Source organism: Sphingobacterium sp. T2 (assembly GCF_000814685.1).
GTDB lineage: Bacteria > Bacteroidota > Bacteroidia > Sphingobacteriales > Sphingobacteriaceae > Sphingobacterium > Sphingobacterium thermophilum.
In genome coordinates this window covers 1-12,830 of the sequence record NZ_JXAC01000148.1, presented here as the reverse complement: position 1 = coordinate 12,830, position 12,830 = coordinate 1, and the positions used below count along the sequence as shown (strand labels likewise).

Sequence of the window (12,830 nt, the reverse complement as noted above, 5' to 3'; positions counted from 1 at the left end):
TCATCGTTACAGATATACATTCAAGAAGTCTAAGTTTACAGCTGATTTTGTGCTTCTAATCCGTTTTGGTATGACGCGATGGCGTGTGTTACCCCCAAGGTATTGTCGTAGGCACGGTAAAGGATAACCTCCTTGTTTGCTGCCAAATCCTGCGAAGCAAATAAGCTCTTGTAATCGCTATCGAAAGAGTATTTGCCGGAATTCATCACGATCTCCGCTGCTTCTACGGCAAACTCAAGGTATTTCTTAGCACGATCTTGGTCAAGACCATGATATTTTTGCCAAGAACCTTCAAACAACATCAGTCTGGAGATGAAAGCTGCCGCAACGTATTTGTCTAGGTTTTGCAGCCCGTCGTTGGTACGGATATTTGCTAAAGTATATTTGAAATCATCATACACTTTATCCATTACCAAACCTCTGTCGTCACGGTCTTTGTATTGGGTGTCGAAGTCGTTCTCCGCTACAACGCCGTCAAAATAAGGCACGTCGCCAAACACGGACACTAATCTCGCGTACTCAAATCCTCTGAAGAAACGAGCCACAGCCGACCAGTGTTTGTATGCTTCGGTTGTAACTTTTGACTTACTGATATTTTCTACACGGTCGATAAAAATATTGGACTTACGAACCCACGAGAAGTTCCATGTAGGACCACCATATTGTGCAATCCACGAACCGGATTCCGATGTCGAATATCGGGACGAAGGAACCGCATTTTCAAAGCTTGACTGCGCAGCGTTTATGGTAAGGTCGTCCGAAAATGTAATATCCTCGAACAGGAGTATAGTCAGTAGTCCAAGAACTGTTATATCCATTGAAATATTGAGTATAGAAACCTTTAGCAAATAATCTTAGCTGTGTTTCATCTTGCCAATATTCATCATCAAAATAGGATGTCAAAGGTCCTCTATCTAACACATCTTTGTTACAGCTAGCAAACAGTAACGATGCACCAAAAAGTAGAGTTAATGCTTTATTATTGAATTTCATACGCTTTAGAAAGTTAATTGAACACCAAATGATGCTGATTTAAATGTTGGAGTACCAACACCGGTACGGCCACTGTTATAATTTGATTCATTGAACATCGAGAATCCCGATACTTCTTCCGGATCTATAGGCAAGCCGTTCAACTTATCCCAAGTCAGGAAGTTTTCAAGAGCCACATACACGCGTAAGTTCGATACTTTTACTTGATTCAAAATGTGTTTAGGAATGCTGTAACCTAAAGTGACATTTTTCAATCTCAAGTAAGACATATCCAGCAGATAGCGTGTTTGGATCTGCATGTTGTTCACGTTGTTCGAACCACCATTGTTGTATGCAGCAGGATAGAACGCTCCTGTGTTTGTTGGTGTCCAATAGTTGTCTGAGATAGCAGCAGGCATAGCACCGTCCGAAGCATTGAAACCTGCTTGGGCCAAGAAACCTGTACCCCATACTTCACGTTTACCTACCCCTTGGAAGAAGGCAGCAAAGTCAAAACCTTTGTAATCAGCACCTAGACGGAAACCGTATTCAAAACGTGGAGTAGAGTTACCGATAATCTTCAAGTCACCGTGATCTTCAACAGTTTGTTTACCATTGTTGATTTCTCCGTCACCATTGAGGTCTTTGAACTTAACGTCTCCAGGGCCGAAGTAGAATGTCGAAGAGTTTTGCAAGAAGGCTTGGTACACGCCGTTAGGGTCTTTCAGTTTATAAGCCTGTTTACCGGCATATAAAGAGGTTTCATTCGCTGTTAAGGTAATCAATTGCGGTTTACCGTTAGCATCTAACTCAAAGTCATCGAATTGGTACAGACGGTCTGTCTCATAACCCCAGATTTCACCGTATGTTTTGCCCACGTACCAGTCGTTGATAGAACGTGTGTTGCCGTATTTGGTGATTGTCGAAACAGCGTCAGATACGTTAGCACGTACACTTAATCCTAAACCGTTTTCAAATTTATGGTTGTAGTCTACCGCAAATTCCCAACCTCTAGTACGCAACGAACCGTAGTTACCTTTAGACGCTCCGGCACCGAAAGTTGGAGCCACATCCGCCGCAGGAACGATCATGTTACGTGTGTCGCGCTGATACCAGTCAAACACGAATCCCAAACGGTTTTTCAAGAATCTAGCGTCCACACCGATGTTTGTAGTTACGATATCTTGCCATGTGATATATGGAGATACGGCATTAGGTGTAGTCGTATAGTAATCTCTTGATTTATCGGCATTGATCCATGTCGATTGAGCGCTGTTAAGAAGAGACAGATAAAGGTTATTCGGAACAGATTGGTCTCCGATCATACCCCAAGAACCTCTGATCTTCAACTGATTCGTGAAGTCTGAAGCCCACTCCATAAATGGCTCTTCGGAAACTACCCATCCTGCAGAGAATGAAGGGAACCATCTCCACTGAAGGTCGCCAGGGAATTTGGAAGATCCGTCATATCTCAAGTTAGCTTCCGCCAAATACTTGTTACGGAAAGCGTAGTTCACACGACCGAAATAACCCAATTGAGCTTCCCAAAGTTTTTCACCACCACCAGTAGTATTTCCGGTAGCTAAAGGAAGTTGTGGGTTATAGATATTACCTAAACCTGTAATCTGCGTCCAATTGGACTCGATTACATCTGCGACACGGTTTACCCCTACCATGAATTTTAAATCATGGCCACCATCCAATGCCATATTGTATGTTGTATAAGCGTTGATAGTGTGTCTTAGGAAGTTTTGAGCCGAGCGATATACGTGGTCAGGGTTGGCTCCCGTTCCGGTATATGTATAGTAGTTCAACTCATATTTAGGCATTGCTCCAGGAGTTGAAGGATCCACCACCTCACCTTCAGCATTTACATAAATCTGACTTCCGTCAGGATTCAACGAAGGAACAGCATTTGACCATGAATCCCCAGCAGTGAATTTCGTTCCCGGTCTGTTCCAGTTTTGTTCTTGGTTAGACAAGGTGTAGTCAAACTCCACTCTCCAGTTGTCCGTCAATTTAACTGTTGTACCTAAATTGATGTTGATGTAATTTCTAAGGATTGAACCTGTGTTAGCTGCGGCTGTTTCGTACTCTACACTACGGATTGGTCTTCCATTGTCATCTACACCCATTGGGTATAAAGAACTCCATCTATAAAGATACAACCATGGGTCTGCTGTCGTAGAGTTTGTAGCATAAGGATATTGCTTGTTAGTACGGGAGAAAATTGCGCCAGCACGTGCAGTAACATATTTGTTTACTTCTGTAGACAAACGCAAAGATGCATTATATCTTGAGAACTCATCTTTCTTGGCAGATTTCATCATTCCCGCCTGATCCAACAATCCCAAACCTATGTTATAGTTTGTTTTGGCCGACTTTCCTGAAATGGACAGGTTATGTTGTTGGGTTGGAGCCCATTCGCGGATGATATAGTCGTACGGGTTATAGGTACGCACGCCGTATTTGCGGTTGTTTACAGCGTCCCAGTACCAGTCACGACCATAAACCGTAGGGTCGTTAGGACCTATCTTACCGCCATATTTCTCTGCCCATTCTACAGCTTTCTGGTAACTTTCCTCATCCACTTTATAGAAAGCACCTGTCACGTTACTTCCTACACGCTGTGCAGCATCCAAAGAATAACGCAGAGCGCTTAGAGTTCCCATTTCATACTTTTTGAATGGGTTTTGGAAGGAGAAGTTGTTTGAATAGTTTACGTTAGTTTTTTCATCTTTAGCTCCCTGTTTTGTTGTGATCAACACCACACCAAAGGCAGCTTTAGAACCGTAAATCGACGACGCTGCAGCATCTTTCAATACAGTGATACTTTCGATGTCATCAGGGTTTACCACGTTGATACTTGGAATTTCAACGTTGTCCAACAAAATCAAAGGATTGTTGTTTCCTGACAACGAACCGATCTGACCACGGATTTTGATTTTAGGGTCAGAGCCCACCTCACCACTAGGAATAGTGATGCTCAAGCCCGGAGTAGTACCTTGCAATGCACGACCAGCATCCGCGATAGGACGGCCTTCCATCGTTTCTTTGATGTTTACCGAAGATACAGCTCCCGTAAGGTTAGCTTTCTTCTGTGTACCATAACCCACCACAACCACTTCTTCCAAAGTGTTGTCTTCCAGCTGCAAGGTAACATTGATTTCGTTCGACGCCACTTTAACATCTTGCGACTGGTATCCAATGCTTGAAAATCTCAATGTAGCTCCTAAAGGTGCATTGATTTTAAATTTACCATTCGCATCTGTAATAGCTGAACCAGGAACGCCTACCACAGATACGGTCACTCCTTCAAGAGGACCATTAGCATCAGATACCGTACCCTGTACAGTATGTTGCACCAACCTACTGCTAGAATAAGCTGTTGCGGCATGTAGATTCGACGTATTAGCAACTTTAGCATGCGATGCTTCCGTCGTAAAAGTCAAACCCAATGCAATAGAGAATAGTAGTGTGTTTCTCATTTGTAGCATATTAAATAAACCGATTTTTCTCTTTAATAAATAAAAAAGCCTACCTACCTATTCTGCATAAATAGGCAAGCTTTTCTCATTAAGTGTGTGTGCTTTATTAAGGTAGATTATTCGAAATCCTTGTACAACAAATATTTCTTACGCATCTGTTTATAGGCTTTTAGATCTTCAGCCCATGAAGCACGGATCTCTTCCTCATTTTTTCCTGCGATGATCTGCTTTCTAAGTTCGTCCGTGCCGGCAAGCTTATCGAAGAATTCTGCGCGAGAGAAGAATTTCGTTTTATCTGGCATCTTGTTGTAGAAATACAAGATATATTTGAGTGTGAATTGTTGCTTGTTTGGATCCAGATTACGAAGATCTAAGCCGTAAAGTGTTTTTCCTTTTCCTTCCACATGCTTCACCATACCTGCTTTCTCTCCCGGAGTATAAGAGAAGTCACCGTATATAGGGTCATCATGTCCTACTACTTGGAATGGCCAGTCGGTACCTCGTCCCACCGAGATTTCTGTTCCTTCAAACAAACACAAAGAAGCATATAAGCGTACTGACAGGTGATTTGGCAAGCTAGGAGATGGAATCACTGGCAACTCATACATAGTTTTGTGATCCCAGTTTTTCACAGGAATAACTGTCAACTTACATTGGCGGCCCTGTTCCAACCATTTCTCACCGTTGATCATCTGAGCCAGCTCTCCTACCGTAAGACCATGAACCATGGCAATTTTATGGAAAGAAACATTCGACTTAAACTTGTCGTCTTTGCGAACAGGTCCATCTACTTGGTCTCCACAAGGATTGGGTCTATCCAATACAATCAGTTCTTTCCCATGCTTAGCACAAAGCTCCATCACACGATGCAAAGAAGTGATATAAGTATAGAAACGAGCCCCCACATCCTGAAGGTCGAAAATCATAATATCGATAGAATTCACTATAGAATCCTGCTTCTCATTACCACCATAAAGCGAGTATAGTGGCAAGCCGGTCTTCTCATCGTATTCATTACTTACCTTCTCCCCCCGCTCTACATCACCTCTGAAACCATGCTCCGGCGCAAAAGCGAACCTTAAATCTATGCCCTCACGCAGCAACACATCTACCAAGTGTTCTTTGTTGTCACCGACAATACTGGTTTGGTTTCCCATCAGACCTACACGCTTACCCTTAAGTAGCGGCAGATATGACGAAACCTGATCTGCACCGGTAATTACTTTATTGCTTTCAGAAGAATAAGCTGTCGTGGCCGACTTAGACTTGTTTTCTGTTGACTTACAACAAATACAAGAGGTCAACACACATAAAAGAGCTGTAGATAGTAGTATTAAGGTTCTGTTCATATTTAATTGCAACTAATCGCGATTAATCCATAATTTGATTATCAGAGGATAAAAATACGATAAAAAACGCATAAAAAAGCAAGTTTTACTTTTATTTTCTTCGTTATAAAGCACATGATAACGAACAAAAACAGCACAAAAACCGACAGTTAGCAAAAACAACAAATTATGTCTTTTCTCAATAAGTATATCCTAAAAAACACTCATAAATTGAGGTTTTACCTTATGACCCACTACTACTTAGTGTAAAAACAACACTTTTGTGCAACATTTATGTTACAATAACACAAACACAAAAATAGCCTTTCAGTTTGAAAGGCTATTTTTGCTAGAAGTATAACAAAATTATTCGTTAGTATCCCACCACACAGGGAACGACCAAATGTCGTCGCTCAATGCGTTTGGATGAGACGCAGCCACATTAGCAGAATTGTAGTTGATTTCGTGCGAAACCTGACGAACTCTTCTGAAATATTTACCTAGAGGGATTTTGATTTGGGCTGCCGCTGTATTTAGATATTCATATGGTACGGCCCAACCTTGGTATACCTCTGGGCTATAGTCGTATCTACGCATATCGTTCCAGTTTTGTTGCGAGTACGCCATAGCAATATATTTCTGTGTCATGATTTTCTTCAACGTAATGTCGCTAGCAGTACCAATACCGTTAGTGATGAAAGCATCAATTTTATCTTGGGTCATTGGCGATTTACTAGGGTTCACATTGCCGTAAGTCGCCAATTTTGAGTTCATCAAATTGATATTGGCTAGGATACCTTCCTTATATGCATTGAAAGCACCAGCTTTATCCCCTCTTTTAAACAACACCTCAGCTTTGATAAAACACATTTCTGCATAAGTCAACAAATATGTTGGTGCATCCGGACGGGAGTAGAATGTTCCTGTTGCTCCTACCGTACCATCTCTGAACGTATAGATATCCGACACATCGCCATTATATCCTATAGAGCTGCTCTTCAAAGATACATACACTGTATCTCCCCATCTTGCCGGATCGGAAGACGATACATACCACGAATGTGCTGAAATCACACGCGTGTTGTTATTAATTCGGATGGTATCGTCTTTTGCGTTATATTCAGCACGCACAGGACCTTTTCCAGAAAAACGGATAGGCGAAGTCATATCGACCCCTTGTGAACGCACAAACTCTTTTGGTGTACCAAACTGTGCCCATGGGATCAATTTATCTGCACGAGGGTCTTCCACACCACGACCATCAAAGTTGGTCAAGATATCCACAAACCACTTAGTTACGCGGAAGTTTTCATTCATCGCAATGTTGTTGAATACGATGGAAGTCTTCAAAGGATCTGAGAATAAAACGTCTCCCGAATTCTCTTTTACATCCTCGTGGTTGATTACGGTTCCTTCAGCGTTTGACAAAGGAGCTTTGCTCAATGCATCCAAGATAGCGTCTGGATTGTAAAGAGATGATTTTTTCGACAAGTTATTCAGCCATCTAGCCTTTAATCCATAGCAAAGCTTTATCCATTTGTTCACGTCTCCGTTGTTCCAACTATCACCGGCGCTCAAAGGAGTGGCTGTAGCCGGCTGAGTCATCTTGAAGTATTCGATGGCTTCATCGATTTCTTTCAGACAGCCTTCAAAGATGGTTTTACCGTCGTCAAACTTAGGAGTAACGGCGGCCCCTAAAGCCTCGGTATATGGCATTTCGCCGTACCAGTCGGTCATCAGCATGAAGCCCATCGCACGGATGGCTTTTGCCGCACCGATATAGTGATAAGCTTGCTCAGCTTCCGCTTTGTCGATCAAATCTTGAATGTTGGCTGCGGAACCTACAAAGAAAAACTGATAAGGGGTAGTAGACATACCGGCAATAGGGTTCCATCCTGCTGCTTCACTCTGATGAGAACCTACCACTATAGAAAGAATTTGCTGTGTGATCAATGACGCACGTACCCCTGCTGTACCTTGTGCATAAAGGAAATAATGCTGTACCCATGGAAGACGCGTACTAACGGCCGCAGTAGTGTTGGATGGGGTGTTAGGGTCAATATTGACATCCAGCCAACTTTTCTTACATCCTACAATCACAGTAGAAAGCAGGAAGGCTAATAATATATATCTTAACTTATTCATTGCTGTCAATTTAGAATTTTAAATTAATACCAAACGCTACACCAGCTGTGCTAGGCACACCGTTGTAGTCTATACCAACAGAACTTGAACCTACTACTCCCGAACCTGCTGCTGAAGTTTCAGGGTCCATACCTTTATAGTTAGTCAATAAGAACAAGTTTGATCCTGTAAGGGTAGCTGTAGCTCCTTTGATAATCTTGCTCAAACCTGCAGATTTGAACCATTGGCCACTCAAGTCATACGACAAAGAAATGGCGCGAAGTCTTAACCAGTTGGTGTTAACCATGAAGTTTGCACTTTCTCTAGCAAAATAATCAGACCAATAGTCTTGAATAATCTTACGACCGCTAGTCTGTACGCCATTGATGTTGTAGAACTGATCTGCTTCGAAAGTGTATGTTCTATCTTCATAGATCGGCTCAGCATTAGTACCTCCGGTACGAACAGCACCTGAAACTGTCAAGGACTCTCTATTTTCAGTACGTTTACTCATACCATTAATGGTCATGAAGTAGTCTGTACCGTTATAGATATCTCCACCGATTCTGAAATCTAACAAGAATGAAAGGTTAAGATTTTTGTAAGTAAAGCTGTTGTTGAAACCTCCTGTAAGCTTTGGCTCACGATTACCGATATTGTAAGTTGTCAGGTTGTCAGAAGTTGGCATTCCGGTATTGGCATCCAAGATAACTCTACCGTCGGCAGTGCGCGACCATTTAGAGCCTGAAATGCCCATGAAGCTACCTCCATTAAATGAGGCTGCCTTAGCATTACCCACCTGTACATCCGTAACATACAGGATCTCAACACCTGGCAATAGGTTGTCTACAGTACCTTTGTTTCTCGACATATTGATAGTAGACTCCCAAGTGAAGTTTTTGTTTACCACAGGTTTACCCGAAATAGACAACTCCATACCCTTGTTGTAGATATCTCCGCCATTCACAGATACGAAGATGTATCCTGTAGATTGACCTAAACGAGGAGAAAGAATCTGGTCATACGAGTTGTTGGTATAATAAGCATAATCTAAATTCAAACGACCGCCCAAGAATCTTAACTCAGCACCCACTTCGAAAGACGAAGTAGTTTCCTGTTTCAAGTAAGGGTTCCCACGTGTCCAGCTGTTTCCGGAACCGATAAAGCCGCCAAGCATTTCTCCTGGAGCCCATAGATATGTGTTGGTCACATAAGGAGCGGCATCCTTACCTACACGAGCCCATGAAGCACGAAGCTTACCGAAGCTCAACCAAGAAACATCTTTCATCAACTCAGAGAACACAAAACTACCACCCACAGATGGGTAGAAATACGATCTGTTCTCTACTGGAAGAGTGGAAGACCAGTCGTTACGACCTGTAACGTTCAAGTACAACATATCTTTATAAGATGCTCTCAATTCACCGTACAAACCAAACAATCTTTTTGTTGAGTGGTTTACCGAAAAGATTTCGTTAGCATCTACAATGTTTTCAAAGCTGTAGAAGTTATCAATTACGAAATCGTACCCCATACGACGGTTGTTGGTTGTTTTGGTTTGCTCCGCGAAATAACCTACTAGACCACCTAAATCAAAATCGCCAACACGCTTATTGAAGTTAGACATAAGGTTGGATGACCAATAATTGTACTTGAAATCACTTTCGGACATCATACCGTTCTGCCATAGTTTCTTCACTGCACCTTGAGCACCGATGATTGTCTGGTTTTTAGTCAAGTAACTGTCCATACCTACGCGGTATACCACATCCCACCAGTCTGTGATCTTAAAAGATGCATTGATATTTCCGGTGATACGCTCTGTATTATCGTTAAGGTTATTTCTGTTGATAATCCAATAAGGATTTTCCACATCATCTTCCAATGCTTGACGACCTTCAAACATACGGTACTTGCTTCCATCCGGATTCAAGTAAACACGCATATCATCATTTCTTGACCATCTGTATACCGAAGTCATAGCTCCAGTACCACCTGAGTTGTACAAACCTGCAGAGGTAAGGGTCTTGTCGGTGTTGGCCAATGAATAAGCTACGTTAGCTCCTAAAGTTAACTTTCCATATTTCTGATCGCCGTTGAAACGGTAAAGTAGTTTTATCGTATCCTGTATTTGGGATAATACCTTTTTGGTCAAAACGCGATGCCGACAGATAAAAAGTACTATTTGCATTACCGCCTGCCAAACTTACGTTGTGGTCATAAACGGTAGAATGCTGGAAGAAATTTTCTATATTGTTGTAGATGGTTTCATTAGGACCGAAAGCTTCACCCCATGACTGAGTAGTGTAATCGTTCAGTGTTCCTGCATTATTATAGAAACCTCTTTTGTATTTGCCTTGTTGCTCAGGAAAACGGTTGACCCAGTTGTTTCCCGCTTTAGTGCTAAAAGATACTTCCGCTCTTCCCTCTTTACCTTTTTTAGTGGTGATGATTACCGCTCCGGCAGCAGCACGCGAACCGTATAAAGCAGCAGCAGCAGGACCTTTCAATACGGACACATTTTCAATATCTTCCGGGTTAATATCCATTACCCTATTGCTATTGGTAGAAGAAACAGACTGCATACCATCGAAACCGCTGTTTCCACCAATAACTGTAGAGTTATCATAGATGACACCATCCACCACAAACAAAGGCTGGTTGTCTCTTTCCAACGAGGTACCACCTCTCAAGATGATCTGAGCACCGGCCCCTGCAGACCCTGAGGTCTGTGTAACATTTACGCCGGCAATTTTTCCGGCCAAAGAGTTAACTACGTTAGCCGTTTTATTTTTCATCAACTCATTGGCGTTAAGATCTTGAACGGCATATCCTAGGGCTTTTTTCTCCTTTTTGATACCCATCGCCGTCACGACCACTTCCTCCAACAGCTCATCAGAAGACTCCAGTACCACATTATACACTGTACCATCGCCCACCACCTTTAGCACCTCCTTACTACCGATAGATCTAAAGATAAGTTTTTCACCTGGCGCCGCCTGGATGGAGAACGTTCCGTCAGGATTGGTTTTAACTGCACGATTAGTTCCTTGAACTATTACCGTAACGTTACTCAGCGCCTCCCCGTCGGCAGAGGTTACTCTACCTGAAATGGATTTTTGCTGAGCCATCAAACAGGACGCATAGGCAGCTATCCCGAGAAATGTTAGAAGAAATCTTCTTTTCATGTGTTTGATAGTTTTACAAATAATTAGATTTAGTTATAAGTTATAGTTTGCTATGCAATAATGTGTAAAAAAGCACATCTAATCATACGCGCAAACCCCTGATACACAAAGAAGAACCCAATAGATTATTATCAAAATTTAGGTATTGGTTCTTAAAATTGCACGGACAAGTTTATATAAAAAAATGCACATTTAATAATGTTTTTGTGAAAATCAGCAAAAAGGCGCATCAGTATTGCCTTTTTTTTGATAACAAATTTCAAATCTTACATAACAGACTACGTTTTTTTACTATTTTTCTAATATGTCACCCGAAAAGGCTAAAATTTTATACAGGCACAAGCTTCTGAAACATTTTTTTTACGAATACAATAAAAAAGCCTCCATTTAGGAGGCTTTTTAAGTAAATTCTCTTATTAAAAAGACTTATTGTACACCAAACTGCTTAACAGAAACAGTAGGCGTTGAAAATCTATATCCCGCAAAGCAGTGGTGATATATACGGCCTATCTGTGCATTCCACCAATCTGAATATTCTACAACACTTCCTGCAGTAGAACCCGCTAAAGTCAGATTTCCTTGATCTGATCCGTCCGGTCCTATTAATCGAATACGATAATCTATACGTGCCGTACCTGCTGAATTTTCAACAGTTTTGTTCACCACAACAGGTTCCCAACCTGTGGACTCGCCAAACGAAACCGGTTTACCTAAGTTAAGCCATTCACTTTTCTGCCCGGTAGCATTGTCCACCGTGTATTGAAATTGATATTGCAGCTTCAAATTGGTTGGAATGCCTTCACTTTCATAAAGGAAATTGGAGAACTTAATCCACGCTGTAGTGCCCGTATTTTCGGTTACTGTAGTAGGGAAAGGTATTTCATAATTCACCAATACCGGTGGCTTATTGAAATCGTGCACTACCAGAATATAACGTCCGGCAGGCAAATCAATGTCCTGGTTGTATGCCAACGTCAAGCTGGTCACCGCTCCTCTGTATAATTTTAGTATTTACTTTTCCCGGTTCCGCTGTGAAGAATTTACTTACAGCACCACTCGGAATAAAGTTAAATGTATTCAAAGGAGTCGTTTCATTGGCCAATAATTTACCGTTTAACTCCACTTTATTGATGTTGTTGGCAACTCCAGAGGATAAAGGCACCATATAATAAATCTGGAATAAAGCCACTTTTGTTTCATCAATAGGATCCGATTTATATTCTACCACATGTTTCTCACAGGAATTTAGGAGAAATATGCTTAGAAAGATTAATAAAAAGCTGTTTATTTTTTTCATTTTCTGATTCATTAAATTAACAGTTCACTTTCTACTTCCTCTATACTACCTTGGCATATCTCCCGGATATGCGAACCATGGAATAGAAGTATGATAATTATTTGCTGTACCTGCTATAGGTTTTAATTTTTCCAATGCTGGGATATTCCACATATATTCTGAGTTATATCTAGGTCTCAGACGATAACAAGGAGATCCTTCATTATAGATATTGTAAGACCCTTTTCTGTTTTGAACTTGTGCCGGCAATAGATAAAGCCCTTTATAGACTTTTGAATTGTCGGTATCCTTTTTCTGTTCCAACTGAGCTTGGATCCAGCCATTGCCATTTGTAGGATATTCACCCGAATACTCTATATTCATATATATTCATATCTGACCATGCTCCAAGCGCCCAAGGATATAGAGCATGCCATTTTGCATCATGATATGG

9 protein-coding genes are annotated in these 12,830 nt (G+C 41.5%); all 9 read right to left on the bottom strand.

Annotation, left to right across the window (positions count from 1 at the left end; all coding sequences use genetic code 11):
- Window positions 1-35: 35 nt before the first annotated feature.
- Complete coding sequence (locus tag SD31_RS10015; protein ID WP_052258940.1) at window positions 36-818, bottom strand: RagB/SusD family nutrient uptake outer membrane protein; 783 nt, start codon at window positions 816-818, stop codon at window positions 36-38.
- Between the two features lie 180 nt (window positions 819-998).
- The gene (locus SD31_RS10010) at window positions 999-4,460 is read right to left on the bottom strand and encodes a SusC/RagA family TonB-linked outer membrane protein (RefSeq protein ID WP_052258942.1); all 3,462 of its coding nucleotides are present in this window, start codon (window positions 4,458-4,460) and stop codon (window positions 999-1,001) included.
- A gap of 116 nt (window positions 4,461-4,576) precedes the next feature.
- Entirely contained in the window at window positions 4,577-5,809 is a 1,233-nt protein-coding gene (locus tag SD31_RS10005) for an exo-beta-N-acetylmuramidase NamZ domain-containing protein (protein ID WP_039054022.1), read from the bottom strand.
- A 345-nt stretch (window positions 5,810-6,154) separates the two neighbouring features.
- Complete coding sequence (locus SD31_RS10000; protein ID WP_039054021.1) at window positions 6,155-7,933, bottom strand: SusD/RagB family nutrient-binding outer membrane lipoprotein; 1,779 nt, start codon at window positions 7,931-7,933, stop codon at window positions 6,155-6,157.
- Window positions 7,934-7,943: 10 nt separating this feature from the next.
- Entirely contained in the window at window positions 7,944-10,067 is a 2,124-nt protein-coding gene (locus tag SD31_RS09995; RefSeq protein WP_231561430.1) for a TonB-dependent receptor domain-containing protein, read from the bottom strand.
- Complete coding sequence (locus SD31_RS19080; RefSeq protein ID WP_231561429.1) at window positions 9,970-11,100, bottom strand: TonB-dependent receptor plug domain-containing protein; 1,131 nt, start codon at window positions 11,098-11,100, stop codon at window positions 9,970-9,972. Before SD31_RS19080 ends, SD31_RS09995 begins: the two co-directional genes overlap by 98 nt.
- A gap of 426 nt (window positions 11,101-11,526) precedes the next feature.
- On the bottom strand, window positions 11,527-12,072 hold the full coding sequence (locus SD31_RS09990; RefSeq protein WP_039054020.1) for a hypothetical protein: 546 nt from the start codon (window positions 12,070-12,072) through the stop codon (window positions 11,527-11,529).
- Window positions 12,050-12,397 (bottom strand): hypothetical protein, encoded by a 348-nt coding sequence (locus SD31_RS09985; protein ID WP_039054019.1) that lies wholly within the window; start codon window positions 12,395-12,397, stop codon window positions 12,050-12,052. Before SD31_RS09985 ends, SD31_RS09990 begins: the two co-directional genes overlap by 23 nt.
- Before the next feature lie 45 nt (window positions 12,398-12,442).
- Entirely contained in the window at window positions 12,443-12,760 is a 318-nt protein-coding gene (locus tag SD31_RS09980) for a hypothetical protein (RefSeq protein ID WP_039054018.1), read from the bottom strand.
- Window positions 12,761-12,830 lie beyond the last annotated feature (70 nt).

What these genes read in the sequence shown, in the direction of transcription:
- SD31_RS09980 (WP_039054018.1), bottom strand. Translation starts at nt 12,760, where the DNA reads ATGAATATAGAGTATTCGGGTGAATATCCTACAAATGGCAATGGCTGG.
- SD31_RS10015 (WP_052258940.1), bottom strand. Translation starts at nt 818, where the DNA reads ATGGATATAACAGTTCTTGGACTACTGACTATACTCCTGTTCGAGGAT.
- SD31_RS09985 (WP_039054019.1), bottom strand. Translation starts at nt 12,397, where the DNA reads ATGAAAAAAATAAACAGCTTTTTATTAATCTTTCTAAGCATATTTCTC.
- SD31_RS19080 (WP_231561429.1), bottom strand. Translation starts at nt 11,100, where the DNA reads ATGAAAAGAAGATTTCTTCTAACATTTCTCGGGATAGCTGCCTATGCG.
- SD31_RS10000 (WP_039054021.1), bottom strand. Translation starts at nt 7,933, where the DNA reads ATGAATAAGTTAAGATATATATTATTAGCCTTCCTGCTTTCTACTGTG.
- SD31_RS10005 (WP_039054022.1), bottom strand. Translation starts at nt 5,809, where the DNA reads ATGAACAGAACCTTAATACTACTATCTACAGCTCTTTTATGTGTGTTG.
- SD31_RS10010 (WP_052258942.1), bottom strand. Translation starts at nt 4,460, where the DNA reads ATGAGAAACACACTACTATTCTCTATTGCATTGGGTTTGACTTTTACG.